We start from the raw sequence: 24778 nt of genomic DNA, 5'->3' as shown, positions 1-24778 counted from the left end.
GCCGACTTCCGGTCCGGCCCGAAAGCTCGTCCTCAACACCCCCCGCGGGCGGGTGTCCGGCGGTGTGCCCGCGGGCTCAGTTGCCGCGACCGCTTCGGGGGCGGACGAGCAGCAGGTACAGCGTGGCGAGCGCGGCGACGGCCTGGGCGACTGCGGTGGCCTCCTTCTGGCCGTACCAGATCGGCTCGTACATGTCCGGGATCGGCCCCAGTTCGCCGACGTCCACGTAGCGGTACACGAGCAGCAGGGCGAGTCCGCCGACCGCCACCGACGCGGCGAAGAGGTCTCCGGGGAAGCGGCGCCAGAGGAGGACGAGCAGGGCGGCCAGTGCCGCGAGGGCCGCCTCGAGGCGGAAGAGGGTGCCCTGGCCGACACTCGACGCGATGGCGTCGTAGCGGTCGGCGAGGTGCGCGTGCAGGTACGCGTCCACGGCGAGACCGGCCGCGGCGAGCACCCGCACGGCACCCCGTACGACCTGGCCGGCGCCGCCTCGGCGCGGGGGTGGAGCGGTGGGCTGTGATGACATGGCAGGTCTCCGTTCTCGCGGCCGGCCGGGCCGCCGGCCGGGCTCACTCGACGGTGAGCGTGCCCTTCATGAACGGGTGGATCGTGCAGGTGTAGGGGAAGTCGCCCGCCGTGGACGGTGCCGTGAAGGTGGCGCTCTTGCCGGGGGCGATGTCTCCGGTGTCGAAGGATCCGCCCTTGGACGCCGTCACGGTGTGCGTGGTCGAGTCCTTGTTGACGACGGTGACCTTCGCTCCGGGAGAGACGGTCAGGGAGGCGGGCTGGAACTTGAAGTCCTTGATCGTGATCTGCGTCCCGCCGCTCGCGGAGGAGCGGGTGGCCGACTCGGTCGCACCGTCGCCGCCACCGCCTCCCCCGTCGGAACATCCGACGAGGGTGGTCAGGGCGAGCGCGCAGGCGCCGGCCGCGGCGAGTCGCGCGGCACGGGTGGGGAACGGGAACGGCATGGAGTCTCCGAGCGCTGATGGGCCGGTCGGGCCGAAGGTCAGTAGCCGCCGTCGCCGGTCTTGGGCTTGGTGGTGATCTTGTCGCCGTCGGGGTCGACGACGAACCACTTGGCGCCGAAGGCGTCGACGTCCTGCCCGTTGGTGTCACCGGGCTTCTGGTCGTCGGCGAACCGGTAGAGCGGGTGCCCGTTGTACGTCACCTGTTCGGAGCCGTCGTCCCGCTTGGTGGTCTTGAGCAGGTCCTTCTTCACCCCCTTGCCCGCGGTCGGGGTCGACTTGACCGTGAACGGTGGCCACGCCTTGGCACAGTCGTCGTCGCACTTCGACTTGTCCTTCGAGTCCTTCTCGAAGAGGTAGAGGGTCCGGCCCTTCTCGTCGACGAGCGTCTTCCCGTAGGTGCCGTCCTTGACGTCGACCGCGGGGGCGCTCGACGAGGTCGCGGCCGGTACGACGTCGGTGTCCGGTGCGTCCGCGGCGTTGCGGGTCTCCGTACCGCCGGCGCTGCCTGCGCCACCGTCGTCCGAGCACCCGGCCGCCGCGCCGGCGATCAGCAGCGCCGCGGCCAGCGCGGTGACTGTCCTGATGCGTTTCATGAGGGTCTCCTCGACCGTCGGGCCGCCTCGCGGGCGGCACACGGCCCCACTGCGGGGCCACCGGTCTCAGTGCACCTCAGGACCGGCGAACCGACCAACGCACCGCGTCTGTTCGGAGTGCGGCCGACGGCGCACGCTGCCGCCGGCACGTTCGAGAGCGGCCGGGGCCCCGGTTCGGAACCCGCGCTCAGCTCATGTCGGGAGCGTGCAGCAGCAGTTGCGTCACCGCGATGCCGGCCACCACGATGGCCGCCCGGAACGGCCACCGGCTGCGGGCTCCCGACCGCACGGCCGTGCCCGCCACGGCGGCGACCACCGCCGCCCCCGTCAGCACCCGGTCCATGACTCCGGCCGCGCCGGGCGGTCCCACGACGAGCACTCCCACGGCGGCCGACATCACGACCGGCGCCAGCCGGCGGCACGCCGAGCGGTGCAGCCGCTGGGGCAGCCCGCGCACCCCCGTGGCGAGGTCGTCCTCGATGTCCGGAAGCACATTCGCCAGGTGGGCCCCCACGCCCAGCAGGGCTCCCGCGGTCATCGCCCACCAGGCGGGCCAGGCCGACAGGGGCGGACCGAGGGCGACGAAGGCCGGCAGGGAGGCGAAGCCCACGGCGTACGGCAGCGGCGAGAGGACCGTCCGCTTCAGCCGCAGGTTGTACGCCCAGCCGGCGGCCACCCCCACGAGGTGGGCCGCTCCCGCGGCGAGCCCGCAGACCAGGGACAGGGGTACGCACAGGACCAGGGCCGTGCCCGCCGCGGCGGCGGCAGCGGCACGCGGAAGCTCCCCGGTGCCCACCGGTTTGTCACCGCGTCGGCAGGCCGTGTCGCGCCGTGCGTCGACCGCGTCGTTGCACCAACCGATCGAGAGCTGGCCGGCGAGTACGGCGAGGGCCACGGCCGCCGACCCGGCCGGCCCGCGGCCGGCTCCGACCGCCAGGACCGACACGAAGACGGTGACGGCGATCGTCGGTTCCGGATGGCAGGCCCGCAGCAGCGCCACGACTCTGCTCGACGGGCGCGGGAGAACCCCAGACGGGTGGAGTGACACGTACGCACGGTAGTGGGACCGGCGGCCGAGGAAGGCATGGACGACATGCGTGTCCCCGTGATCGTCGACCATGCTCCCTCCCCGTCGCCTCCCCCTTCCCCCGCGCGGCGCCCGACGCCGCCGTGGGAGGCGGGTCCCCGTATCGCCGCCGTGCGCTGCGCGCTGCCCCCGCACCGGTACGCCCAGCACGAGCTCACCGGGCCCATCGGCGACCTGTGCCTGTCCCCCGGGGCGGACCGCGCCCTGCTGCACCGCGTGCACGCGTCCGCGGGGGTGCGTACGCGTCACCTCGCCCTGCCGATCGAGCAGTACGCCGGGCTCGGTGACTTCGGGCAGAGCAACGACGCGTGGATCGAGGCGGGTCTCGCCCTGGGCGAGGAGGCCCTCTCGGGCGCGCTGCGGGAGGCGGGGCTGGCACCGGCCGACGTCGACCTGCTGGTGTTCGCCTCGATCACGGGCGTGGCCGCTCCGTCGCTCGACGCCCGGCTGGCCGGGCGCATGGGGCTGCGACCCGACGTCAAGCGGCTTCCGCTGTTCGGGCTCGGCTGCGTCGCGGGCGCCGCCGGTCTCGCCCGGGTGCACGACCACCTCCGCGGGCACCCCGACGACACCGCCGTGCTGCTCACCGTGGAGCTGTGCTCGCTGACGCTCCAGCGCGGTGACGGCTCGCGTGCCAACCTCGTGGCCGGGGCGCTCTTCGGCGACGGCGCCGCCGCACTCGTCGCCCGCGGCGACAACACCGACGGCGGCGGCAGCAGCAGCAGCAGCAGCAGCGCAACGGTCGCACCCTCCGCCGGTCCCCGCGTGGTCGCCACGCGCAGTCACCTGTACCCGGGTACCGAGCAGCTCCTCGGATGGGAGATCGGCGCCGACGGCTTCCGCGTCGTGATCGACGCCGGTGTCCCGGACATCGTCCGGGGCCACTTCGGCCGGCAGCTGCGCGCGTTCCTGGCCGAGCACGAGCTGACCGTGGACGACATCGGAACCTGGATCTGCCACCCCGGAGGCCCTCGGATCCTGTCGGCGGTGAGCGAGACCCTCGGCCTGTCCGAGGACGCCCTGGACGCCTCACGGCGCTCCCTCGCCGCGGTGGGGAACATGTCGTCCGTGTCCGTGCTGCACATCCTGGAGGGCATCCGGGCCCGACGTACACCGGAGTCCGGCACCTGGGGACTGCTCCTGGCGATGGGCCCGGGGTTCTGCTCCGAACTCGTCCTGCTGCGCTGGTGAGGTGCTCTCATGCCGTGGTACACGCTTCTCGTCCTCGCCGTCGCCGCCGAACGCGTGGCCGAACTCGTCGTCGCCCGCCGCAACGCGGCGTGGACGCTCGCCCGCGCCGGAGTGGAGCACGGCCGTGGCCACTACCCCGTGATGGTCGCCCTGCACACCGGGCTGCTCGCGTGCTGTCTGCTCGAACCCCTGCTGGCCGACCGCCCGTTCCTGCCCGCCCTTGGGTGGCCCATGCTGGCCCTCGCGCTCCTGGCGCAGGCCGTGCGCTGGTGGTGCATCGCGACGCTCGGGCCCTTCTGGAACACCCGGGTGATCGTCGTTCCGGGAGCGCGGCCGGTCGGTGCCGGACCGTACCGCTTCCTGCGGCACCCCAACTACGTCGCGGTGGTGGTGGAGGTGGCGGCCCTGCCCCTGGTGCATTCCGCGTGGCTGACCGCGGCCGCCTTCACCGCGGCCAACGCGATGCTGCTCACCGTCCGCCTGCGCTGTGAGAACACGGCCCTCGCCCAGGCGGCGCCCGCGTGAGTGCCCGCCACGACCTGGTGATCGTCGGGGGCGGGCCCGCCGGTCTCGCCACCGCCCTGCACGCGGCGCGCGCCGGTCTGGACACGGTCGTCGTCGAGCCGCGCCCGGCGCCGGTCGACAAGGCGTGCGGCGAGGGGCTGATGCCGGGCGCGGTCCGCTCGCTCGCCGCGCTCGGCCTGGAGGTCCCCGGCGTCCCCGTCAGCGGCATCCGGTACGTCCAGGGCGCTCGCCGGGTCCAGGCCGCCTTCCGCCACGGCCCCGGCATGGGCGTCCGCCGCACCGACCTGCACGGCGTGCTGCACCGCGCCGTGCTGGCGGCCGGCGTGCCCGTGCTGCCGCTGCGCGTGGGAGAGGTGCGGCAGGACCACGCGGGCGTGAGCGTGCCCGGGACGGGGCTGCGCTCCCGGTGGCTGGTCGCGGCGGACGGCTTGCACTCACGTGTGCGCCGTTCGCTCGGTCTGGAGGTGGAAACCCGCGGCGCACCCCGCTACGGGCTGCGCCGGCACTACGCGGTGGCGCCCTGGTCGCCGTACGTCGAAGTGCACTGGGGCAGCGACGCGGAGGCGTACGTCACCCCGATCGGCCCCCGGCTCGTCGGCATCGCCGTGCTGACCACCCGGCGCGCCTCCTTCACCACCCAGCTGGAGGGCTTTCCCACTCTGGCGGCCCGCCTGTCGCCGGACCGGGCCGTCACCTCGGTGCGGGGCGCCGGACCCCTGCGGCAGCGGGCCCGCACCCGGGCCCACGGCAGGATCCTGTTCGTCGGCGACGCCGCCGGCTACGTCGATGCCCTGACCGGTGAGGGCGTCGCCCTCGCCCTCGTCGGCGCCGAGGCCCTGGTCGCCAACCTGCGCCGGGGCACGCCCGGCCATTACGAGACCGACTGGCGCAGAGCGACCCGCCGGCACCGGCTGCTGACCGAACTGCTGCTGCGGGCCCGCCTCCAGCCCGCGCTCGCTCCCCGCATCATGCCCGCCGCCGCTCGTCTGCCCCGCGTGTTCTCGGCCGCGGTGAACGCGCTGGCCTGAGCCGTTCCGGCCCCGTGCCGCACGTCTGCGGGCCCCAGCCCCGGCCCCGGCTCCGGCCCCGCGCAGCCCGGTCCACGACATGCGAAATTGCGAAACTTTGCAATTCATTAGATCCTTCATTGGCTGGGCCCGCCGGTAGCCGCGGGCCCCGACGAGGGAGGCGTTCGTGTCGGCAGGCGCTCGGCTCTGGGAGCTGCTGCCCAGGCGTACCGATGTGGCGCAGCTGCGCCGAAGCCCGCGCAGGGATCTGCTGGCCGGGCTGACGGTGGCGATCGTGGCACTGCCACTCGCTCTGGGCTTCGGGATCTCCTCCGGACTCGGCGCCGAGGCGGGGCTGGCGACCGCGGTGGTCGCGGGCGCCCTGGCCGCCGTGTTCGGCGGTTCGAACCTCCAGGTCTCCGGGCCGACGGGCGCCATGACGGTGGTCCTTGTGCCCATCGTGGCCGAGCACGGGCCGTCCGGGGTTCTCGCCGTGGGGCTGATGGCGGGCGTGCTGCTCGTCGCGCTGGCGGCGCTCCGGGCCGGCACGTACATGCGGTACGTGCCCGCGCCGGTGGTGGAGGGGTTCACCCTCGGCATCGCCTGCGTGATCGCCCTGCAACAGCTCCCGGACGCGCTGGGCGTGGCCAAGCCCGAGGGCGAGCGGGTGCTGGTCGTCGCCTGGCGCGCCCTGCGGGAGTTCGCGCAGCACCCGAACTGGACCGCGGTTGCGCTCGCCCTCTCGGTCGCCGCCGTCATGCTGCTCGGTGCCCGCCGGTGGCCGAAGGTCCCCTTCTCGATCCTCGCGGTGATCGCCGCCACGGCGGTCGCCCGGTTCGCGGGTCTGGACGGCGCCCGGCCGATCGGCGACCTCCCGTCCGGTCTGCCGGCACCCTCACTGGCCTTCCTGGACCTGTCCGCACTCGGTTCGCTGCTCACTCCCGCCGTGGCGGTGGCGGCGCTGGCCGCCCTGGAGTCGCTGCTGTCGGCGTCCGTCGCCGACGGCATGACAGTCGGCCAGCGGCACGACCCCGACCGCGAGCTGTTCGGGCAGGGGCTGGCGAACATCGCCGCACCCCTGTTCGGCGGAGTTCCCGCGACCGGAGCCATCGCCCGCACCGCCGTCAACGTGCGTGCGGGCGCGAGCTCCCGGCTCTCGTCGTTCACCCACGCCGTCGTTCTGGCGGTGATCGTCTTCACCCTCGCGCCGCTCGTGTCCCGGATTCCGCTCGCCGCGCTCGCCGGTGTCCTGCTGGCCACCGCGGTCCGCATGATCGAGGTCGGCTCGCTGCGGGCCATGGCCCGGGCCACACGCTCGGACGCGCTGATCCTGGTGCTCACCGCGGTGGCCACTCTCGCGCTGGACCTCGTCTACGCGGTGGTCATCGGCCTCGTGGTCGCGGGAGCGCTGGCGCTGCGGGCGGTCGCCAAGCAGGCCCGTCTGGATCAGGTGCCGCTCGACCGCGGGGACCACAGTGCCGAGGAGCACGCCCTGCTGGCCGAGCACATCGTGGCCTACCGCATCGACGGGCCCCTCTTCTTCGCCGCGGCCCACCGCTTCCTGCTGGAGCTGGCCGAGGCCTCCGACGTCCAGGTGGTCATCCTGCGCATGTCGAGGGTGACCACCGTCGACGCCACCGGCGCCCTGGTCCTGAAGGACGTCGTGGAAAAGCTGAACCGGCGCGGCATCGTCGTCATGGCCTCCGGTATCCGTTCCGGCCAGCGCCGCGTGCTCGACTCGGTCGGCGCGCTGGATCTCCTCCGCCCGGCGGGGCGCGAGTACGTGACCACGCCGGAGGCGATCCGGGGTGCGCGTACGCACCTGGAGGGCGCCGGACTGTTGCCCCCGCGACCCGCCCAGGTGTCCGGGACCGCTGCTACGGAGACGGAACAAGCGGTGTGACCGGCGCAGGCCGAGAACGGCCGGCGCCACGACGACGAGGACGCCCGCCCCGAAGACCGTCCGGCCCGGGCCCACTCGCTCCACGACGGCGATGACGCCGCCCCGGTGTCCGCGGGTCGTGGACACTCAGGCGGCGCGGTCCGCCGCCCGGTGTTCGTCCGCGGGTGCGAGATGGGCCAGGCACAGTGACGGCTCGACGAAGGGGTCGAGCCGGTCGACGCCGAGCGGGGCGCGCACTTCCTTCAGGGCGCCACGCATGAGGCCCAGATGCAGGGAGCACACCGTGTCGCGGTGTTCTTCGGCGACCTCCCGGAACGGGCAGTGACGCAGCGGGACGACCGGGTCCGGACGGTGTTCGACGGGGCCGGGGGCGAAGCCGACGTCCGTGAGCACCTGGGTCAGCCGCCGGACCGCCTCCTCGGCGTCGATGCGCCGGGCGGGCGAGGGGGTGTCGACGAGGTAGCGGCCCCACGCCTCCCCGGCGCCGACGGCGGCCTGCGCAGGTTGGGACAGGGCCTCGGTGATGAGGCCGGTGAGCATCCGGGCGAGCAGCTGATAGCTGCGGGGACCGGTCGGTTCCGCGGAGGAGGCCACGGAGCGGTAGACGACCCGGGGTCTGCCGGGGCGGCCGCTTCCCTCGGTGGTGCGCTCGGCGAACCCCTCCTTGACCAGGGTGTCGAGGTGGAAGCGCGCGGTGTTGGAGTGCAGTCCCGTGCGCTCGGCGATCTCCCGTACACCGACCGCGTCGCGTGTGGCGCGCAGTATGTCGAGTACCTGGGCGCGGCTCTCCCCCACGGCGGGAGGGCCCGGCGGATCGTGCAGCGTCCGTTCGCTCATTTCGTGGATTTTACCCGGCACTCATCGTAGAAACGAGGAAAAACCCGCCGTCTATGCCACCCGGGTGATGCGCACCTGCCACCGCTCGGGCCCGGACTCGACGTACTCCCAGGTGAAGCGGCCTGGGTGGGTGGCCTCGAACTCGCGGCGCAGCGGCTTGGGGTCGTGGTTGTTGACCAGGACGAAGCTCTCTTCGGCCGCCAGACGGGCGAAGCGGGTGAAGATGCGCGGGTGACGCTGGCCGTGCGGGATCTCGCGCACATCGACGACCGCCGGATCTTCCAGTCGGCCGCCCGCCAGGACGGTGGCGAAGTCGCCGGCGAGGGCGGACAGGTCCACTCCGGGCAGGGCCGCCAGAGCGGGCAGCAGCACCGCACGCTCGATGCCGAGGTGAACGGTGAGCATCGCTTCGAGAACGCGGGCCGTGCCGGAGCGTTCGCCGTCGTCCGTCGCGGCGGTCAGGGAGTCGGCGTGCCGGCCGATCGCGTCGGCCGCCGCGCGGAGCGCCCGGACCAGGAGCCGCGTCCCGGCAGCGCCGGAGGCGGCGGCGTACAGCGTCCGGTCGGTAGCCGCCCCGAGGACGCGCACCTGTCCGGCCACCGCGGCGGCGGACTCCGCGGCGGCTCCGGGCCCGGTGAGCGCGCTCAGCCGTTCCAGGACCTTCCGGTGGGCTTCCTCGATGACGGCCTGGGCCCGGATGTCCGGGTCGGTGTCGGTCGCCTGGATGTACACGTCTGCAGCGGGTGCCATGCGTGATCCCTCTTCGTCCCGGCCGGGGCGGTCTGCCCCCGCGGATACCGCCGCCAATTATTACATGCACTGTCGTAAAAATTGCTCGGCGAGATGCGAGAAGCAGGAAGCGGGAAGCGAGAAGCAGGAAGCACGGGCGGCGTCAGCGCTTCGTCAGGGCGAAGACCCCCAGGCCTTCTCGTACCTCGGCCGGCCGGCGTCGACTTCGTCCGCGCGGGCCCTGGGACGCGGGGACTACCGAGCGTCCCGGTGCGGTTGTCGTGCCGCGGCGGCTTCGGACTCCTGCTCGGGCGGGTCGACGACCACGCAGCAGCGGCCGGGGCGGGGTGCGAGCACCGCACGGCCGGGCTGTTGTCCGCCGGCTTCGAGCACGCCCCGTACCAGGTGCAGGTTCAGCCAGCACACCAGTTCCGTGTGCTCGCGAGCGAGCCGGTGGAAGGGGCAGTTGCGCAGGTCGATGCTTCCCTCGGCGGTGGTCGCGGGCTCGTAGCCGCAGCCACGCAGCGCCGAAGTCAGGTCCTCGCCGCCGGCCGACCTGCCCGCCGCGTGCGCGGCGGCGGCCACGGCCTCCCGCACCGCCCCGGAGCCGTCCGCGGCGACGGCCTCGGCCAGCACCCCGGCCAGCAGACCGTAGTCGCGGGGCGGCACGCTGACCGACAGCTCCTGGTCCGTTCGCGTGTAGCGCTTGGCGGGGCGGCCCGCTCCCGGGCCACCGCGCCCGGCCGCCCGCGCGTAGCCAACGGTCAGCAGGCCCGCCTCGGCCAGCTTGTCCAGGTGATAGGCCGCCAGCGTGCGGCTGATCCCCGCCGCCTTCGCGGCGTCCTCCCGGCTGACGGCTTCGTCGCAGGTCCGCACGTAGTCGTACAGCCGACGCCGCACCGGATCGTCCAGGCTGCTCAGCTCGCTGATGGCGTCCCTGTCACGGTCCTCGTTCGTACCCACATTCCCAATGTAACACCAATGAGATTTGACAAACCTTCGGCGAGGTGGCCAGCCTGTAAAAACAACAGAACTTGTCGATACACAGAGGGCCGTGCACATGGCACAGGAGGGTCCGTGGATATGACTGCCACAGCCGCACTGCAGGTGATCGAGGATCTCACCGGGCCCGACGAGGTCACCGGGCCCGACCTGGAGGCCGCCGAGCGGGCCGCCCGGGAGTTCCTGGAGGCGCTCGGGGTGGTGGTGGACAGCGAGGGCACGCGGGACACGCCCGGCCGGATGGCCCGCGGCTACGCCGAACTGCTCAACGCGCGCCCCTTCCGGATGACCACGTTCCCCAACGACGAGGGCTACGACGAACTCGTCCTGGCCCGCGACATCCCCCTGCGTTCGGTCTGCCAGCACCACATGCTGCCCTTCGTTGGGGTGGCACACGTCGGCTACCTGCCCGGCGCACGGATCCTCGGGCTGTCGAAGCTGGCCCGGGTGGTGGAGCACTACGCCTGCCGTCCCCAGGTGCAGGAACGGCTGACCAAACAGATCGTGGACCGCCTCGCCGAACAGTTGCAGCCCCGGGGAGTCGGGGTCGTCGTCGAAGCCGAACACACCTGCATGACCCTGCGCGGAGTGCGGGCCACCGGATCGAGAACCGTCACCTCCACCCTGCTCGGAACGCTGCGCGACGACGCGGCGTCCCGGCAGGAGTTCCTCGCCCTCACCGGCGTACAGCGGTAGCACAGCAACGCACCAGCCCCATTGGGAGGCAGTCATGAGCACACCGCAGCGCACGCCCCGGCGGATCCTGATCGTGGGCGCCGGCCTGGCCGGCGCGTCGGCCGCCGCCGCCCTGCGCGAGCAGGGGTTCGACGGAGACCTCACCCTGTTCGCCGAGCAGGCCCACGACCCGTACGAACTCCCCCCACTGTCCAAGGCGGTCCTGCTGGGCGAGCGGGACGAGCCGGACTGGGTGCGCGAGGCCGGGTACTACGGGGACCACGGCATCACCCTGCGCCGTGACACCGTCGTCGCCGCTCTGAAACCGTCCGACCACGAGATCGTCGACGCCGACGGTGCGACCCACGGATACGACCGGCTGCTGCTGGCGACCGGTTCCCGCCCTCGCGTCCCGCCCGGTTTCGAGGGTCCGGGGGTGCACACGCTGCGCACCCTCGACGACGCCCTGGCCCTGCGCGAGAAGCTGACCGACGGAGCCCGTGTGGTGATCGTCGGCGCCGGATGGATCGGCTGCGAGGTCGCTTCCGCGGCCCGCGCCCACGGCGCACGGGTGACCATGGTCGACCCCGTGCCGTTGCCACTGCGGCACGTCCTCGGCGACCAGGTCGGAGCGGTCTTCCGCGACCTGCACGCCGACCACGGCGTCACCCTGCGCCTGGGCGTCGGGGCGACCGGCACAGCGGTCCGCCGCGACGGCCGGACGGTGCTCCTGGACGACGGCAGCGAACTGCCCGCCGACGTGGTGGTCGTCGGAGTCGGCGCCCTGCCCCGCACCGAACTCGCCGCAGCCGCGGGGCTGGACCTCGCGGCGGGCGCGGTCGCCACCGACGCCGCACTGCGCACCTCGGCCCCCGACGTCTACGCGGCCGGCGACATCGCCGCCCACGACCACCCGCGCCACGAGGGACGCGTACGCGTCGAGCACTGGTCCAACGCCAAGGAGCAGGGCGCCCACGTGGCGGGCAGCCTCCTCGGCGGCCACGACGCCTACAGCGCCGACCCGTACTTCTTCTCCGACCAGTACGACCTCGGCTGCGAGTACCGCGGCCTCGCCGACCCCGTCCACGACGAACTGGTCCTGCGCGGCGACCCGGCCACCCGCGAGTTCCTCGCCTTCTGGCTGCGCGACGGGCGGATCACCGCCGCCCTCAACGTCAACTCCTGGGACCACGGCGACGCGCTCACCGCCCTGGTCGGCACCCGGGCACGGGTGTCCGCCCGGCAGCTCACCGAGGCAGACCTCGACGCGCTCGCCACCGGCGACGCACCACCGCAACGATGAGCGCCCTCGACCGGCCGACGACAGGAGCCGCACACACCATGCCCACCACAGCAGTCGACCTGGAGTTCCGCGGCCGCCGCGTCGTCGGCGACCGTCCCCTGGTGATGGCGATCGTCAATCGCACACCGGACTCGTTCTACGACCGGGGTGCCACCTTCGCCGCCGAGGCGGCCCGGTCCGCCATCGCCCGGGCCGTCACCGAGGGCGCCGACATGATCGACCTCGGCGGAGTCGCGGCCAGTCCGGGGGAGGACGTCACGACCACCGAAGAAGTCGCCCGTGTCGTTCCGCTGGTGGAATGGGCCCGCGACCGCTACCCCGATCTGCTGATCAGTATCGACACCTGGCGCCACGAGGTCGGCGACGCCGCCTGCCGGGCCGGAGCGGACATCCTCAACGACGCCTGGGCCGCCGCCGACCCGAAACTGATCGAGGTGGCCGCCGACCACGGTGCCGGCTACGTGTGCACGCACACCGGCGGCCGCACCCCCCGCGCCGAGCCCTTCCGGCCCGACTACCCCGACGTGGTGGCCGCCGTCCGCACCTCCGTCGTCGAGCTGGCGGAGCGGGCCGAAGCCGCCGGCGTGCCCCGCGGCGGCATCCTCATCGACGCCACCGGCTACGGCAAGAACACCGCCGACCACCTCCTCCTGCTCCGCAGCCTCCGCGAGTTCACCGAGACCGGGTGGCCGGTCCTGATGGCACTGTCCAACAAGACCTTCGTGGGCGAGATGCTGGATGTGGAACTGCGGGACCGGCTGGCCGGCACCCTGGCGGCGACAGCCATCGCCGCCAGGGACGGCGCCGCAGTCTTCCGGGCCCACGAGGTCCTGCCCACCCGGCACGTCGTCGAGATGGCCGCGGGCATCAACGGCACCCGTCCTCCCGCCCGTACGAGTACCTGGATCGCCTGATGCACCTGATCTGGCCCGCCGAACAGGCCCGGCCCATCGACGACGACGAACTGGAACGCCTCTACACCTACCCGGACCGTGAGCGCTGGCTCGCCGTAAACTTCGTCGCCAGCGCCGACGGGGCCGTGGAAGTCGGCGGCCTGGCCAGGCCCCTGTCGACCCCGCCCGACCGCAAGGTGCTGCAACTCGGCAGCGACCTCGCCGACGTCCTGCTGATCGGCGCCACCACGGCCGTGGTCGAGGGCTTCCGCGGCGTCCACCCCGACCGGCAGACCCTCGACCGCCGGCGCCGCCACGGCCTGGCCGACGTCCCGCCGACGGCCGTCGTGAGCACCGGCGGAACACTGTCCGCCGACGCCCCCGTCATCACCCGGGCGCGCGTCCCGACCATCGTCCTCACCTGCGCTTCGGTACCCGAGCCCACACGTCGGGCCTGGCAGGAGGCCGGGGCGGAGGTCGTCTACGCGGGCGAGGACACCGTCGACCTGGCCGCCGCGGTCTCGGCACTCACCCGGCGGGGGCTGCGGCGCATCGACTGCGAAGGCGGACCCCGCCTGTTCGGGGCACTGACCGCCGCCGGGCTGGTCGACGAACTCCGTCTGACCGTCTCCCCGCTGCTGACCGCGGGCCCGGCCGGCCGGATCGCCACCGGGCCACCCGTCCCACCCACCGGCCTGCGTCTGGCCACCGCACTCGCCGAGGACGACACCCTGCTGCTGCGCTACCTCACGGCGTCGCGCTGAACCGGTACGGCCCACGGGCCCGGTTCGGGGAACATGAGCCGGGCTCAGGGGCCGAGCGGGTTGGAGGCCATCCGGCCGGCGAGTCCGGACCGCACCGCACCTCCCGCGGCGCTGCCGGGTTTGCGGGCGGCCTGGGCCTCGAAGCACGCCAGGAACCGCTCGGTGAGGTCCAGCCGGGGGTAGCGTGCCAGCACCTCGTCGCGGAAACGGGGCGGGTAGTCGTCCGCGTCCCTGCCGACGATCTCGGTCGCGGTGGCGCGGGCCAGCAGATGTCCCTCGGGGTCCGTGGCGGCATCCACCTGCGGCGCCATATGACGGACGATCACCTCCGCCAGGCGCTCGCGGCGCTCCGCCGGCCACCCGGCGCCCGCCGCGAAGACGCGGGCGACGTGGCCGCCGGCCTCCTCGAACGCGACGGTGTGGCTGTCGAACGCCGGGACCAGCCCGATGTCGTGGTGGAGCGCGGCCACGTAGAGGAGTTCCGCGTCGAACGAGAGGCCGTCCGCCGTGCCGCGGGCGGCCGCCCACACATAGGCGCGCAGCGAGTGGTTGAGCAGTGCGGGCGGAAGATAGGCGGTCGCGACGTCCAGGGCGGCGGCCGATGCCGGGCTGCCGGGCACGGGCAGGGCGTCGAGCGACATCCGGGTCACCGGAGGCCCGCCGCCTCGTCGGGTCCCCCGGTCACGACGCGGATGATCGTCCTGCCGTGCCTGCCCCGGCCGGACGCGAAGGCGGCGGGTGCCTCGGCAAGCGGGCGCACCTCCCCGACGGACACCGTGAGCCGCCCGTCCCTCACCCGCTGCGCGAGGTCGCCGAGCCTGACCCGGTCGGATTCGACGACGAAGAAGACCGCCCGCCCGTTCTCCGGCCTGACGACCGGGGGCGCGGCGATGGTGACGAGGGTTCCGCCGGGACGTACCAGGGCGGCCGAGCGGTCCAGGATCTCGCCGCCGATGACGTCGAACACGACGTCGGCCTCGCCCGCGTCCTCCAGCCGGTCCGACTGGAGGTCCAGGAAGACCTCGGCGCCCAGGCCGAGAGCGGTGTCCCGGTCGGCGGCACGACCGGTGGCGACCACCCGGGCACCCGCCTCGCGGGCGAGTTGGACCGCGATCGAACCGACGCTGCCGGCGGCGCCGTGGATCAGGACCGTCTGCCCCGGCGCGAGCCGGCCGTGGTCGAACAGCCCCTGCCACGCGGTCAGCCCCGAGACGGGCAGCGCGGCGGCCACGGTGTGGTCGACGTCGGCGGGAAGCGGGGCCAGGTTGCGTGCCTCCACCGCGGTGTACTCGGCCAGCGATCCGTTGCGCGTCCAGTCGGCCAGCCCGAACACCCGCTGGCCGACGGTGAGTCCGGTGGTGCCGTACCCCAACTCCTCGACCACCCCTGACAGCTCGTGCCCGGGCACACTCGGTGTGCGGTCGCGGCCGGCGCGATCGGTCCACGTACCCGGCCAGGTGAGTTCCCCGCGGGTGAAGCCGGCGGCATGCACACGCACTACGACGTCGTTCTCGGCGGCGTGCGGGTAGGGCATTTCCGTCAGGGCGAGCCCTTCGGTGCCCGCGTCACGGTCATGGACGGAGATGGCTTGCATAGCGGATCCTCGGGGTCGAGCGGCGGTCCTCACGCACACGGTGCCCCCGACCGTATGCTCCCGCCACTTCGTCCGTGTGGGCCACTTCGGCCCCGGGGGACTGAGCCATTCACCGGATGGCCGTCGGCCTGCCCGCGTGAGATTCTGGAGCACATGGCGGACGATTTTTCCGTGGGAGACCACGTGCGCTGGAACTCCGAGGCCGGCTACGTCGAGGGCGTCGTCATCAAGAAGCACACCCACGATGTGGAATTCAAGGGCCGCACACGTCACTGCTCGGCGGACGACCCGCAGTACGAGATTGAGAGCGACAAGACCGGCCATGTCGCCATGCACAAGGGTGGAGCACTGAAGAAGGCGTAGGGGCCGAGGTGAGCCGGGTCCACACGATCGGGCATTCGACGCGTGAATTCGACGAGGTGCTGGACATGCTGCGCGGCCATGACATCACCTGCCTGGTCGATGTGCGCTCCTACCCTTCGTCGAGGAAACATCCCCAGTGGAACCAGTCCGCTGTCGTGCGGAATCTGCCGTCCGACATCGAGTACCGCTGGCTCCCTCGGCTCGGCGGTCGGCGACACACCCCCAAGGGGGTCCCCAGTGAGAATGGTGCGTGGCGGGTAAAGGCGTTCCGCGACTACGCCGACTACATGGCGGGGGACGAATTCGCCGAGGGCCTCGACGAGCTGATCCGCATCGCGCGGCACGAGCGGCCCGCGATCATGTGCAGCGAGGCGGTGCCGTGGCGGTGCCACCGCCGGCTGATCACTGACGCCCTGCTGGTCGCCGGGGTGGAGGTCGTGCACATCATGTCGCGGACGGCCACGAAGCCGGCCGTGCTGAACGAGCACGCACGGCTCCGCGACGGCCGCCTCACCTACCCGCCCCCCGACTCGGAGGTGCGGTGACCTTCGTCGACGATGTCCGGGATGCGGTGTGCTCGATCCCCGCGGGTGCCGTGGCCTCCTACGGTGACGTCGGTCGACGGGCCGGTGTCGGTGCACGCCAGGCGGGTCGCGCCATGAGCCTGCTCGACGAGGGGGTGCCGTGGTGGCGTGTCGTCTACGCGGACGGCACGCCTCCCTCCTGCCACGGTGGGCGGGCGCCGCTCCTTCTGCGGGACGAGGGCACGCCGATGCGCGGGGCGCGAGTGGACATGGCCCGTGCCCGCCACCACTGGACGCCGTGACACCGTCCACGGTGGGCAGCGGGAGTTCGCGTCATCGGATCGCCTCGGCTCGCGCGGCAGTCGTGATCACCGTGCGGAAGGGGAACGCGACGAGCAGCGCGACGGCGACCAGGAGCCCGCTCGCCCACAGCGGCCCGAGGTTGCCTGTCGTGGTGCCCAGGGTGGTCGCGGCGACGAGTGGTCCGCCCGCGGCGCCCACGTTGAGGGCGGCGGTCGCGTACGCACCAGCCATGGTGGGCGCTCCGGCCGCCTCGTAGAGGACCCGTGTGATCAGCGTGCTGCCCAGCGCGAACGACAGCGCGCCCTGGACGAACACGAGGGTCAGCAGCGCGAACGGCCGGTCGGCCAGCATCGCCAGCGTGGGCCAGCCGACGAGCAGCAGCGGACCGCCGACGGCGAGAACCTGGGCGGGGCGTTGGTCGGACAGCCGTCCGGCGACGGTGACGCCGACGAGGGAACCGGCACCGAAGAGCACCAGGACGACGGAGATCCACAGTTCGCCCAGCCCGGCCGTGTCGGTCACGACGGGGGCCAGGAAGGTGAAGCTCGCGAAGGTGGCCGCGTTCACCAGCGCGCCCAGCAGCATGGCCAGGATCAACCGGGGGGACTTGAGCCGGGCGAGCTCGACTCGCAGCGGCAACCCACCGGTCGCCGCTGCCTTCGCACGTCCCGCGGGGACTCCCTTCAGCACGCCGAGGGCCGCGGGCAGGCAGAAGAGGGCGACGGCCCAGAACGTGGCCCGCCAGCCGAGCCAGGTGCCAAGGAGTGACCCGGCGGGGACCCCGGCGATCGTGGCCACCGTCGTGCCGGACAGCAGCACGGCCAGCGCGCGTCCCTTCCTGTCGGCAGGGACCAGTGTTGCGGCAGTGGTCAGAGCGGCCGCGAGGAACCCCGCGTTGGCGAGCGCGGCCACGACGCGGCAGGCCACCAGGACGGGGAAGCTCGTGGTGCCGGCTCCCACGGCGTGGGCCGCCGCGAAGGCGAGGACGAAGCCGAGGAGGCTGGAACGCCTGGGCCAGGTGCGGGCAAGCGCCGCCACGAGGGGAGCGCCGACTACCATGCCGGCCGCGAAGGCCGAGGTGAGCATGCCTGTGGTCCCGACGGTGATGTCGAGATCCGAGGCGATGTCCGGCGCGAGGCCGGCGAGCATGAACTCCGAGGTGCCCATGGCGCACACCGCCACGGCGAGCAGGTACAGCGGAAGAGGCATCGAGTGGCTCCGAGGTGAGGAGAAGCACGAGAAGGGTCATCTCGTCACCGCGGCCGGCCCCATGCGCGTGCGCGTCCGACCGACGAAAGCGGTAGGACGACGCAGGGCTGCGAACTCAGCGATTCAGGGGGCTGACGGGGTGACCGAAAGCCCCCACCCTGTCCGACTCAGGACTCGACATGAGCCGCACAGTACCCGACCCCGGCCCGCCGGAGCACCTGGATTCCTCCGCCCGTCTAGTAACTGTCGTAGCTGGGCGCACCGTTCGGCCGGTAGACGCCTACGACGGTGCCGCCCTTCGTCGTCGAGACGCCGACCGGCTCCAGCGCGGTGGGAATCGCTCCGTCGGCGAACAGCCGCTTGCCGGTCCCGATGATCACCGGGTGGATGGTCAGCCGGTACTCGTCGACGAGGCCGTGGCGCATGAGGGTCTGGGCGAGGTCGCCGCTGCCGACGACGTTGAGGTTTCCGCCGTCGGACGCCTTCAGCCTGCGTACGGCGTCGACGGTGTCGCCCTCCAGCAGTGTCGAGTTCTGCCATTCGAGGGACGTCAGGGTCCGGGACGCCACGTACTTGTGCATGCTGTTCATCCGATGGGTGAACGGGTTGTCGGGGTCGGCGGTGGGCCAGTACGACGCGAAGATGTCGTAGGTCTTGCGGCCGAGCAGCATGGCGTCGGAGTCCTCGTACCACCCGGCGATGGCCGTGCCGACCTCGTCGTCGTCCACCGGTTTCTGCCAGCCGCCGTGCTCGAAGCCGCTCTCGGCGTCCTCGTCCGGGCCGCCCGGCGCCTGCATGACGCCGTCCAGCGTCAGGAACGTGCAAACGATGATCTCGCGCATGGTGCGCTCCCTTCCGTCGACGGGTAGACCGGGCGACCGCCGGAAACTCATCGGTGCGGCGTCCGGCGAGGAGTCACCCTCGGTTGTCGTCGAGCATCCGCTCCAACCCGTCGAAGCGCTCGTGCAGCGCTCGCGTCGCCCGGGTGTACGCCTCCTCGGCGGCCTTCTCGGTGTGGCGCACGAAGTGGCCCCGGCGTTCTTGTTCCCTTCCGACGAACCAGGTGGCCAGCGCGGCGGTGACCAGACCGAAGGAGGTGATCCCGGCGACCATCACCACCACGGCCACGACCCGTCCCCACAGGGTCACGGGATACAGGTCGCCGTAGCCGACGGTCGTCGCGGTCTCCACGGACCACCACAGCGCCCGCGGATAGGTGATCAGCTGCGCACCCGGTGCGCCGCGCTCAGCCAGGACGGCGACGTACGAACCCGCGAGGAGCACGATCACCAGGACGACCGTCGCGGCACCCGCGGCCCTCCAGTGCAGCGCACCGCCGTGGCGCCCGAGCAGCAGTTTGACCAATCTGGCCAGGAGACCGGACAGCATGGGCGGCATGCTCCGCCACCGGCCGGGTCGACGATGCGGCACCGCGCCGTACGCGAGGCGCTCCTTTACGCTCCGTGATCGATCTTCACTCCCATGGCCATATCCGTGGTGCCGCGTCCATCACCCGAACGCAGTGTGGTCAGCAGTCCCTCCCCTCAGAGAAAGAAGGGTCATGGAGCAGATACGACGCGCCGCCGCCCGGCGGACGCTACCCCTGGCCGTCCTCCTCCCGGCGGCCGCCCTGATGGCCGCGGGCCCCTCGCCGGCGTCCGAGAGCGGAGGCGGTGCCACGCCGCCCGGCGGGACGTCCGGAGGCGGCAAGCCGACGGTCGTACTGGTGCACGGGTACTGGGCGGACGCCTCCGGCTGGGACCGGGTCGTCGAGAACCTGCAGTCCCGGGGCTATCCGGTGGTGGCCACGGCGAATCCGCTGCGCAGTCTCTCCGGCGATGCCGACTACCTGGCCGCCCGGCTCAAGGCCATCGAGGGCCCCATCGTCCTCGTCGGGCACTCCTACGGCGGAGCCGTCATCACCAACGCCGCCGCCGGCAACCCCAACGTCGAGTCCCTCGTCTACATCGCCGGCTTCGCACCCGACAAGGGCGAGTCCGCCTTCCAGCTCGCGGCCAAGTTCCCGGGCAGCCGGGTGACGGACGACCCGAACGCGCCGGTGCCCACCGCGCTGAACGCCGTACCGCTCGGCGGCGACGCCACGAACGTGGACCTGTACCTCAAGCCGGAGAAGTTCAGCGACGTCTTCCTGAGCGACCGGCTCGACGCGAGCCGGGTCAAGGTGCTGGCCGCCACCCAGCGGCCCGCGACCGCCGCCTCCGGCAACGAACCGACGCGGGCCGCCGCGTGGAAGACCATTCCGTCCTGGTACCTCGTCCCCACCGACGACCGCACCATCGGCACCGAGAACCTGCGTTTCATGGCGAAGCGGGCCGAGGCCACGACCGTCGAGGTCGACGCGCCGCATGCCGTCATGGAGACCAACCCGGAGGACGTCACCAAACTGATCCTGCGGGCCGCGGGCGACTCACGGCCGAGCCTCGCCAGCACCGGCACGAGCGGACGGACCGCGTTCCTCGGCGGCGCGGCGGTGCTCGCCGTCGCGGCGGGCACGGCCATCGTGATCCGCGCGCGCCGCGCCTGAGCGCGTTGTCCGACCTGCGGTGTCGGTGTCGTGTCGGCACCGCGCAGGAGCGATGTCGGGGGCTGTCGGCCGGATGTCGGTGGTTCGTCGGCGGCACCCGGCACCTTTCGGGAGGTGGCCGGCCGGAAAAGAACCGGTCGGCCCGATCCCGAAGGAGCCACCATGCACACCCCTGTCACGATCATCGGCGCCGGGCTCGGCGGACTCACACTGGCCCGCGTCCTGCACGTCCACGCGATCCCGGTCACCGTCTACGAGGCCGACTCCTCGCCTTCGGCGCGCGCCCAGGGCGGGCTGCTGGACATCCACGACTACAACGGGCAGCTCGCGGTCGAGGCGGCCGGGCTGACGGACGAGTTCCGGGCCATTGTTCTCGATGGCCGTCAGGCACTGCGGGTACTCGACCGGGACGGCACGGTCCGGCTCGACCAGGCCGACGACGGCACCGGTGGACGGCCGGAGGTTCAGCGCGGCGACCTGCGGCAGATCCTGCTCGACTCGCTCCCGGCCGGCACCGTGCGGTGGGGACACAAGGTCGGCCGGGCCCGTTCCCTCGGCGACGGCCGGCACGAGGTGACGTTCGCCGACGGTGGCGCCGTCGTCACCCGCCTGCTGGTCGGGGCGGACGGCGCGTGGTCACGTGTCCGGCCGCTGCTGTCCTCCGCCACACCCGAGTACGTCGGCAAGTCGGTGGTCGAGACCTACCTGTTCGACACCGGCACACGACACCCGGTGGCCGCGAAGACGGTCGGTGGCGGAATGCTGATCGCTCCCGCACCGGGCAAGGAGATCTTCGCCCACCGGGAGAAGGGCGACACCCTGCACGCCTACGTGGGGCTGAACCGGCCGCTGGACTGGTTCGCCGGGATCGACTTCACCGACGGCGCCGCGGCAGGCGCACGCATCGCCCAGGAATTCGACGGCTGGGCGACGGAGCTCACCGCGCTGATCACCGACAGCGATGTCGCGCCGGCCCTGCGCCCCCTCTACGCGCTGCCGACCGGACACCGGTGGGAGCGGGTACCGGGGGTGACCCTGCTGGGCGATGCCGCCCACCTCGCCGCTCCCAACGGCGAGGGCGCCAACCTCGCGATGCTCGACGGCGCGGAACTCGGTGCGGCCCTCGCCGCGCACCCCGGTGACGTCGAGGCGGCACTGAGCGAGTACGAGCGGGCCATGTTCCCCCGCAGCGCCGAGGCGGCGAGCGACGACATGATCGACATGAACTCCCCCGACCACACGGCCCAGGGCCTGATCGACCTGGTCACCGACAACGGCCGGTGATGCGATCGCACCCGGGACGCGGCCGTCGCCGCGGTTTGCCACGCACTCGGTAGTGGACCTATCGTTGAGTACTCACCGAATAGTCAACGTGATCTCAACGTGTGAAGGACATCATGGACCGCTCGCGGAAGGCGGACGACCTCGCGCTCGCTCTGGAGCTGACCCGCGCCGCCTCGGGACTGCGGCGGCGGCTCGACGTACAGGGGCTCTCCTTTCGGGAGTTCGCCGTCCTGCACCACCTGGCGCGCTCTCCCGAACGGCGGCTGCGCCGGCTCGACCTCGTCGAGCTGCTCGGCATCACCCCGTCCGGCGTGGCCCGGCTCCTCGCGCCGCTGGAGAGGCAGGGGTACGTCGACCGCTGCCCCGACCCGCGCGACGCCCGACGCGCGCTGGTCACCCTGACCGGCGCGGGGGCCGCACTGGCCGGGGAGGCGACGGCCGTCGCCGCCGACAAGGCCTCGGCGCTGCTGGGCCGGGCGCTCGGCCCCGTGGACCGCGAGGCCTTCGCCACCCTGCTCCACCGGTTCACGGAGCTGATGTGATCCATGTCTGTCAGGAACCGCCAGTGGGTGCTGGCCCGCCGCCCCCGGGGCGACCTCGACCCGTCCCGTCCCGACTGCTTCGAGCTGCGCGTCGCGCAGGCGCCCGAACCAGGGCCGGACCAGGTCCTCGTCCGCGTCGACTGGCTGAGTATCGACCCCACTCAGCGGGGGTGGCTGAACGCCGGCCCCAACTACCGTGCGCCGGTGGGACTGGGAGAGGTGATGCGAGGCGGCGGCGTCGGCGAGGTGGTGGTCTCGAACGTCCCCGCGCTCCCGATCGGCACGCACGTGTACGGCGAACTCGGCTGGCAGGACTACGCCGTCGGCGGGCCCGACGGCCTGTACGGCATCCACCCCGTTCCGCCCGGCGTCGAACCGCGCAGCATGCTGGGCCTGTTCGGCGCCACCGGCCTGACCGCCTACTTCGGGATGACCGACGTGGGCCGCCCCGGACCGGGTGAGACCGTCGTCGTCTCGGCTGCCGCGGGCGCCACCGGGGCGATCGCCGCCCAGATCGCGAAGGCGCGCGGCGCACGCGTGATCGGCATCGCGGGCGGCGGACGCAAGTGCCGCTGGGCGGTCGAGACCGCCGGCCTGGACGCGTGCATCGACCACACCCGCGACGACGTCCCGGCCGAACTGGCCCAGCTCGCCCCCGACGGCGTCGACGTGTACTTCGACAACGTAGGCGGTGATCTCCTGGAGGCGGTCCTGGACCGCCTCGCCCTGCACGCCCGCATCGTGGTGTGCGGCGGCGTGGCCTCCGGCTACCGTGGCGAGTCGCCCGCGACCGGCCCCCGCAACTACCTCCAGCTCGGCCTGCGCCGGGCCCGCATGGAGGGCTTCGTCTTCCTCGACCACGTCGAGCGCTTCCCCGAGGCGTTCGGCGCGCTCGCCACCTGGTCCGCGAAGGGCGACATCGTCCTGGAGGAGTCCGTGGCGGAGGGCCTCGCCCAGGCTCCCGCCGCCCTCGCCGGGCTCTTCCGGGGCCACAACCTGGGCAAGCAGCTCGTCCGCGTGCGCGGGTGACCGGCACCTGGACGGTGGGGCGGGCCTGGTGTGGGGAACCGACGGCCACCGCGGGTGGCCGTCGGCTCCTCGGACCGGGGCGCCGGCGCCCCTGAGGTCAGGTCAGTTCGCGTTCACCAGGTCGTGTGCCGGTACGGTCACGGTCCGGGCGTCCGGCTTGCCGCCGAGCACGATCTTCCGCAGCGCACTGTTGTTGTCGAGGCTGGTCTCCTTGAGCCGCTTCTCGGGGTTGGCCAGTACCTGGATGTAGTACGTGCCGTTGGGCACGTCCGTGATGTCGAAGGACTGGCCCGGCAGGTCCTGGGAGTAGGTGTCGCCGGAACCGACGTCGAGGACCTCGCGGACGGAGATGGAGTTCTCCTCGCCGCAGGCGGTGGCCAGATCGGTGTTGAACGGGTGCCAGTTGGCGTTCTTCACCGTGTAGTCGATCGCGTCGGTGTTGGCCAGGCAGAATGCCTCCTTGCCGCTGCGCACGGCCTCCTTCTTGTCCGCCTTCAGCAGCCGGTAGCTGGCGAAGTCGGTGAAGTGCCAGTGCACGTGCCCCGGACGCGGGTCCCACTCCATGGTGCCCGTCGGGGCGTAGCCGACCTGCTTGCCCTTGGCGTCGTAGAAGTACTGGTAGGCGTCCATCTTGTCCTTGCCCGGGGACCGGAAGCCGTCCACCACCAGTTGCGCCGGACCGGCGTTCCACACGTTGGCGCTGAAGGCCAGGTAGTCCTTGCCGCGGACGTCCTCCTCCCCGTCGCTGACGACGATGCCGTAGGCCGGCAGCGAGCGCAGGTCGGGCTTGGGGACGTCCGGGACGGCGGGCTCGCCCGCGGGTCGCGCGGCCAGCGGCTGAAGTGCCGGGGCCTTGCGCGAGCCGTCGGTCTGGCCTCCCTTGTCGCCGACCGGCGCGGACCGCGCGGCCTGCTGCTTCTTCAGCGCCCACGGCAGGGCGGGCGGTGCCGCCCTGAGCGGTCCGTGGCCCACGTTGTACGAGGCACCCGCCCCGCTCGTGACGGGTGCGGCGGCCTGGGCGGGGGTCGGGGCGTGCCCCGGCCCGTGGCCCGCGTGGGCGGCCGGAGCCTGGTGGGCGGCCCCGTGACCGGCGTGCTCGCCCGCCGTCGCGGACCGGGACGCGGCCGACCCGGCGGCACCCTGGTCGTCCTCGTAACTCCGCTCCACCACGGTCACCTTGACGGTGGCGGGCTTGTTCGCGATGCCGAAGAGGTCACGGTACTTCTTGGCGACCCCGACCTTGGCGGTGTAGGTTCCGGCCGCCAGGGAGACGGGCTCGGTGTAGGAACCCGCGTAGGTGTTGGCCGCCCAGCCCTGCTCGACGCCCCACACCGAACCGAGGGTGAACGGGTTGGTGGAGCAGCTCTCCGGATACTTGGAGGTGGCGGGCGCGTCGGGGCGTACCCGGCCGCTGGCGTTGTTCGGGCAGAAGTCCTCGGTCCGGCCGAGGACCTTCTTGCCCGCCTTGTCGGTGACCGTGATCTCCGCGAAGCCGGGCAGCCCGGAGAAGTCCTTCACCGTGCCCTTGGGCAATACCTTGGCCTTGGCCTTGCCGCCCTCGTACACGGTCTGGGTGATGATCACCGGGTCCTTGTAGGACTTCCGGGTCACCTTCAGCTCCAGCGGCCTGCCCTCCGCGGTGAGGTAGGTGCCGAGGTCCAGGTAGACGCCAGGATCCTCCTTCCAGGAGGTGAGCGTGAGTGAGGTGGTCGCGGCGATGAGGCTCAGCTTGGGTCCTGTCGCCGCTTTCGCCGGCTCCGCGGTGGCGGCCACGAGCCCCGCGGTCACGGCCATGGCGGCGACCGCCGTGGTAGCTGTGAGCAGCGGACGTCGCAGCCGGGTGGTGCGCGTTCTGGTCATCGATCCCTCGTCCTTCAGGTGCTGGGGGGTGCGGTGGGAAGGAAG

At 72.7% G+C, this 24778-nt stretch carries 28 protein-coding genes; 15 read left to right on the top strand and 13 right to left on the bottom strand.

Going from position 1 to position 24778, the window contains the following annotated elements; translation table 11 throughout:
- Positions 1 to 76: 76 nt before the first annotated feature.
- The 4 genes from C4J65_RS34410 to C4J65_RS34395 form a co-directional block, all read right to left on the bottom strand.
- Positions 77 to 526 (bottom strand): hypothetical protein, encoded by a 450-nt coding sequence (locus tag C4J65_RS34410; protein WP_115745978.1) that lies wholly within the window; start codon positions 524 to 526, stop codon positions 77 to 79.
- Positions 527 to 569: 43 nt separating this feature from the next.
- Entirely contained in the window at positions 570 to 971 is a 402-nt protein-coding gene (locus tag C4J65_RS34405; protein ID WP_115745977.1) for a cupredoxin family copper-binding protein, read from the bottom strand.
- Between the two features lie 38 nt (positions 972 to 1009).
- Positions 1010 to 1564 (bottom strand): hypothetical protein, encoded by a 555-nt coding sequence (locus C4J65_RS34400; RefSeq protein WP_115745976.1) that lies wholly within the window; start codon positions 1562 to 1564, stop codon positions 1010 to 1012.
- 187 nt (positions 1565 to 1751) lie between these two features.
- A complete protein-coding gene (locus tag C4J65_RS34395; RefSeq protein WP_240330667.1) occupies positions 1752 to 2558 on the bottom strand; it encodes a UbiA family prenyltransferase in 807 nt (268 codons plus the stop codon).
- Between the two features lie 90 nt (positions 2559 to 2648).
- Between C4J65_RS34395 and C4J65_RS34390 the strand changes: the two genes are divergently transcribed.
- The 4 genes from C4J65_RS34390 to C4J65_RS34375 all read left to right on the top strand — a co-directional run bounded on the left by C4J65_RS34390 (position 2649) and on the right by C4J65_RS34375 (position 7277).
- The gene (locus tag C4J65_RS34390; RefSeq protein WP_115745975.1) at positions 2649 to 3842 is read left to right on the top strand and encodes a 3-oxoacyl-[acyl-carrier-protein] synthase III C-terminal domain-containing protein; all 1194 of its coding nucleotides are present in this window, start codon (positions 2649 to 2651) and stop codon (positions 3840 to 3842) included.
- A gap of 9 nt (positions 3843 to 3851) precedes the next feature.
- A complete protein-coding gene (locus tag C4J65_RS34385) occupies positions 3852 to 4367 on the top strand; it encodes an isoprenylcysteine carboxylmethyltransferase family protein (protein ID WP_115745974.1) in 516 nt (171 codons plus the stop codon).
- Complete coding sequence (locus tag C4J65_RS34380; protein WP_115745973.1) at positions 4364 to 5395, top strand: NAD(P)/FAD-dependent oxidoreductase; 1032 nt, start codon at positions 4364 to 4366, stop codon at positions 5393 to 5395. Before C4J65_RS34385 ends, C4J65_RS34380 begins: the two co-directional genes overlap by 4 nt.
- Before the next feature lie 166 nt (positions 5396 to 5561).
- Positions 5562 to 7277 (top strand): SulP family inorganic anion transporter, encoded by a 1716-nt coding sequence (locus C4J65_RS34375; protein ID WP_115745972.1) that lies wholly within the window; start codon positions 5562 to 5564, stop codon positions 7275 to 7277.
- A gap of 126 nt (positions 7278 to 7403) precedes the next feature.
- On the opposite strand, the gene C4J65_RS34370 is transcribed toward C4J65_RS34375, so the two are convergent.
- The 3 genes from C4J65_RS34370 to C4J65_RS34360 form a co-directional block, all read right to left on the bottom strand.
- Positions 7404 to 8114, bottom strand: a complete 711-nt coding sequence (locus C4J65_RS34370) for a helix-turn-helix domain-containing protein (protein WP_115745971.1) — start codon at positions 8112 to 8114, stop codon at positions 7404 to 7406.
- Positions 8115 to 8165: 51 nt separating this feature from the next.
- The gene (locus tag C4J65_RS34365; RefSeq protein ID WP_115745970.1) at positions 8166 to 8864 is read right to left on the bottom strand and encodes a DUF2249 domain-containing protein; all 699 of its coding nucleotides are present in this window, start codon (positions 8862 to 8864) and stop codon (positions 8166 to 8168) included.
- Between the two features lie 234 nt (positions 8865 to 9098).
- The gene (locus C4J65_RS34360; RefSeq protein ID WP_115745969.1) at positions 9099 to 9806 is read right to left on the bottom strand and encodes a helix-turn-helix domain-containing protein; all 708 of its coding nucleotides are present in this window, start codon (positions 9804 to 9806) and stop codon (positions 9099 to 9101) included.
- A 120-nt stretch (positions 9807 to 9926) separates the two neighbouring features.
- Here C4J65_RS34360 and folE point away from each other — a divergent pair, with 120 nt between their 5' ends.
- From folE to C4J65_RS34340, 4 genes are read left to right on the top strand one after another with little or no spacing between them, the layout of a single operon-like run.
- Entirely contained in the window at positions 9927 to 10541 is a 615-nt protein-coding gene (gene folE, locus C4J65_RS34355) for a GTP cyclohydrolase I FolE (protein WP_115745968.1), read from the top strand.
- 34 nt (positions 10542 to 10575) lie between these two features.
- Positions 10576 to 11823, top strand: a complete 1248-nt coding sequence (locus C4J65_RS34350; RefSeq protein ID WP_115745967.1) for an FAD-dependent oxidoreductase — start codon at positions 10576 to 10578, stop codon at positions 11821 to 11823.
- Between the two features lie 38 nt (positions 11824 to 11861).
- On the top strand, positions 11862 to 12737 hold the full coding sequence (gene folP / locus C4J65_RS34345) for a dihydropteroate synthase (RefSeq protein ID WP_115745966.1): 876 nt from the start codon (positions 11862 to 11864) through the stop codon (positions 12735 to 12737).
- Positions 12737 to 13480: a pyrimidine reductase family protein gene (locus C4J65_RS34340; RefSeq protein ID WP_115745965.1), complete on the top strand. Its 744-nt coding sequence runs from the start codon at positions 12737 to 12739 to the stop codon at positions 13478 to 13480. Before folP ends, C4J65_RS34340 begins: the two co-directional genes overlap by 1 nt.
- Positions 13481 to 13524: 44 nt before the next feature.
- On the opposite strand, the gene C4J65_RS34335 is transcribed toward C4J65_RS34340, so the two are convergent.
- Together C4J65_RS34335 and C4J65_RS34330 are read right to left on the bottom strand one after the other, a co-directional pair.
- The gene (locus C4J65_RS34335; protein ID WP_115746776.1) at positions 13525 to 14121 is read right to left on the bottom strand and encodes an HD domain-containing protein; all 597 of its coding nucleotides are present in this window, start codon (positions 14119 to 14121) and stop codon (positions 13525 to 13527) included.
- Between the two features lie 5 nt (positions 14122 to 14126).
- Positions 14127 to 15074: an NADP-dependent oxidoreductase gene (locus tag C4J65_RS34330; RefSeq protein ID WP_115745964.1), complete on the bottom strand. Its 948-nt coding sequence runs from the start codon at positions 15072 to 15074 to the stop codon at positions 14127 to 14129.
- A gap of 153 nt (positions 15075 to 15227) precedes the next feature.
- Here C4J65_RS34330 and C4J65_RS34325 point away from each other — a divergent pair, with 153 nt between their 5' ends.
- Genes C4J65_RS34325 through C4J65_RS34315 form a run of 3 tightly spaced genes read left to right on the top strand, consistent with a single transcriptional unit; the run spans position 15228 to position 16263 of the window.
- Complete coding sequence (locus tag C4J65_RS34325) at positions 15228 to 15437, top strand: DUF2945 domain-containing protein (RefSeq protein ID WP_115745963.1); 210 nt, start codon at positions 15228 to 15230, stop codon at positions 15435 to 15437.
- A gap of 8 nt (positions 15438 to 15445) precedes the next feature.
- Positions 15446 to 15982, top strand: a complete 537-nt coding sequence (locus tag C4J65_RS34320; RefSeq protein ID WP_115745962.1) for a DUF488 domain-containing protein — start codon at positions 15446 to 15448, stop codon at positions 15980 to 15982.
- Positions 15979 to 16263 carry an MGMT family protein gene (locus tag C4J65_RS34315; protein WP_115745961.1) on the top strand — a complete coding sequence of 95 codons (285 nt, stop codon included), beginning with the start codon at positions 15979 to 15981 and terminating at the stop codon, positions 16261 to 16263. The genes C4J65_RS34320 and C4J65_RS34315 overlap by 4 nt, the downstream gene beginning before the upstream one ends.
- A 31-nt stretch (positions 16264 to 16294) precedes the next feature.
- Here C4J65_RS34315 and C4J65_RS34310 read toward each other — a convergent pair whose 3' ends face one another.
- The 3 genes from C4J65_RS34310 to kcsA form a co-directional block, all read right to left on the bottom strand.
- Complete coding sequence (locus C4J65_RS34310; protein WP_115745960.1) at positions 16295 to 17473, bottom strand: Cmx/CmrA family chloramphenicol efflux MFS transporter; 1179 nt, start codon at positions 17471 to 17473, stop codon at positions 16295 to 16297.
- A 236-nt stretch (positions 17474 to 17709) separates the two neighbouring features.
- Positions 17710 to 18315, bottom strand: coding sequence for a dihydrofolate reductase family protein (locus C4J65_RS34305; protein WP_115745959.1), 606 nt, complete (start codon positions 18313 to 18315; stop codon positions 17710 to 17712).
- Positions 18316 to 18388: 73 nt separating this feature from the next.
- A complete protein-coding gene (kcsA, locus tag C4J65_RS34300) occupies positions 18389 to 18871 on the bottom strand; it encodes a pH-gated potassium channel KcsA (protein WP_115745958.1) in 483 nt (160 codons plus the stop codon).
- Positions 18872 to 19034: 163 nt separating this feature from the next.
- Here kcsA and C4J65_RS34295 point away from each other — a divergent pair, with 163 nt between their 5' ends.
- The 4 genes from C4J65_RS34295 (at position 19035) to C4J65_RS34275 (ending at position 22873) form a co-directional block, all read left to right on the top strand.
- On the top strand, positions 19035 to 20018 hold the full coding sequence (locus tag C4J65_RS34295; RefSeq protein WP_115745957.1) for an alpha/beta hydrolase: 984 nt from the start codon (positions 19035 to 19037) through the stop codon (positions 20016 to 20018).
- Positions 20019 to 20180: 162 nt separating this feature from the next.
- A complete protein-coding gene (locus C4J65_RS34285) occupies positions 20181 to 21302 on the top strand; it encodes an NAD(P)/FAD-dependent oxidoreductase (protein ID WP_115745956.1) in 1122 nt (373 codons plus the stop codon).
- Between the two features lie 113 nt (positions 21303 to 21415).
- Positions 21416 to 21844: a helix-turn-helix domain-containing protein gene (locus C4J65_RS34280; RefSeq protein WP_162833492.1), complete on the top strand. Its 429-nt coding sequence runs from the start codon at positions 21416 to 21418 to the stop codon at positions 21842 to 21844.
- Positions 21845 to 21847: 3 nt separating this feature from the next.
- On the top strand, positions 21848 to 22873 hold the full coding sequence (locus tag C4J65_RS34275) for an NADP-dependent oxidoreductase (RefSeq protein WP_115745954.1): 1026 nt from the start codon (positions 21848 to 21850) through the stop codon (positions 22871 to 22873).
- A 102-nt stretch (positions 22874 to 22975) separates the two neighbouring features.
- On the opposite strand, the gene C4J65_RS34270 is transcribed toward C4J65_RS34275, so the two are convergent.
- A complete protein-coding gene (locus tag C4J65_RS34270; protein WP_115745953.1) occupies positions 22976 to 24733 on the bottom strand; it encodes a lysyl oxidase family protein in 1758 nt (585 codons plus the stop codon).
- Positions 24734 to 24778 lie beyond the last annotated feature (45 nt).

It is taken from the genome of Streptomyces sp. CB09001 (assembly GCF_003369795.1).
Classification (GTDB): domain Bacteria; phylum Actinomycetota; class Actinomycetes; order Streptomycetales; family Streptomycetaceae; genus Streptomyces.
Note: the sequence above shows the minus strand (reverse complement) of the source record. Positions and strands in the feature narration are given on the sequence as shown.

Excerpts from the sequence above, each read along its gene's own strand:
- C4J65_RS34370 (WP_115745971.1), bottom strand. The coding sequence starts at position 8,114 with ATGAGCGAACGGACGCTGCACGATCCGCCGGGCCCTCCCGCCGTGGGG.
- C4J65_RS34335 (WP_115746776.1), bottom strand. The coding sequence starts at position 14,121 with ATGTCGCTCGACGCCCTGCCCGTGCCCGGCAGCCCGGCATCGGCCGCC.
- C4J65_RS34330 (WP_115745964.1), bottom strand. The coding sequence starts at position 15,074 with ATGCAAGCCATCTCCGTCCATGACCGTGACGCGGGCACCGAAGGGCTC.
- kcsA (WP_115745958.1), bottom strand. The coding sequence starts at position 18,871 with ATGCCGCCCATGCTGTCCGGTCTCCTGGCCAGATTGGTCAAACTGCTG.
- C4J65_RS34390 (WP_115745975.1), top strand. The coding sequence starts at position 2,649 with ATGGACGACATGCGTGTCCCCGTGATCGTCGACCATGCTCCCTCCCCG.
- C4J65_RS34310 (WP_115745960.1), bottom strand. The coding sequence starts at position 17,473 with ATGCCTCTTCCGCTGTACCTGCTCGCCGTGGCGGTGTGCGCCATGGGC.
- C4J65_RS34410 (WP_115745978.1), bottom strand. The coding sequence starts at position 526 with ATGTCATCACAGCCCACCGCTCCACCCCCGCGCCGAGGCGGCGCCGGC.
- C4J65_RS34340 (WP_115745965.1), top strand. The coding sequence starts at position 12,737 with ATGCACCTGATCTGGCCCGCCGAACAGGCCCGGCCCATCGACGACGAC.
- C4J65_RS34325 (WP_115745963.1), top strand. The coding sequence starts at position 15,228 with ATGGCGGACGATTTTTCCGTGGGAGACCACGTGCGCTGGAACTCCGAG.
- C4J65_RS34305 (WP_115745959.1), bottom strand. The coding sequence starts at position 18,315 with ATGCGCGAGATCATCGTTTGCACGTTCCTGACGCTGGACGGCGTCATG.
- C4J65_RS34270 (WP_115745953.1), bottom strand. The coding sequence starts at position 24,733 with ATGACCAGAACGCGCACCACCCGGCTGCGACGTCCGCTGCTCACAGCT.
- C4J65_RS34365 (WP_115745970.1), bottom strand. The coding sequence starts at position 8,864 with ATGGCACCCGCTGCAGACGTGTACATCCAGGCGACCGACACCGACCCG.
- C4J65_RS34275 (WP_115745954.1), top strand. The coding sequence starts at position 21,848 with ATGTCTGTCAGGAACCGCCAGTGGGTGCTGGCCCGCCGCCCCCGGGGC.
- C4J65_RS34405 (WP_115745977.1), bottom strand. The coding sequence starts at position 971 with ATGCCGTTCCCGTTCCCCACCCGTGCCGCGCGACTCGCCGCGGCCGGC.
- C4J65_RS34385 (WP_115745974.1), top strand. The coding sequence starts at position 3,852 with ATGCCGTGGTACACGCTTCTCGTCCTCGCCGTCGCCGCCGAACGCGTG.
- C4J65_RS34285 (WP_115745956.1), top strand. The coding sequence starts at position 20,181 with ATGCACACCCCTGTCACGATCATCGGCGCCGGGCTCGGCGGACTCACA.
- folP (WP_115745966.1), top strand. The coding sequence starts at position 11,862 with ATGCCCACCACAGCAGTCGACCTGGAGTTCCGCGGCCGCCGCGTCGTC.
- C4J65_RS34350 (WP_115745967.1), top strand. The coding sequence starts at position 10,576 with ATGAGCACACCGCAGCGCACGCCCCGGCGGATCCTGATCGTGGGCGCC.
- C4J65_RS34400 (WP_115745976.1), bottom strand. The coding sequence starts at position 1,564 with ATGAAACGCATCAGGACAGTCACCGCGCTGGCCGCGGCGCTGCTGATC.
- folE (WP_115745968.1), top strand. The coding sequence starts at position 9,927 with ATGACTGCCACAGCCGCACTGCAGGTGATCGAGGATCTCACCGGGCCC.
- C4J65_RS34280 (WP_162833492.1), top strand. The coding sequence starts at position 21,416 with ATGGACCGCTCGCGGAAGGCGGACGACCTCGCGCTCGCTCTGGAGCTG.
- C4J65_RS34295 (WP_115745957.1), top strand. The coding sequence starts at position 19,035 with ATGGAGCAGATACGACGCGCCGCCGCCCGGCGGACGCTACCCCTGGCC.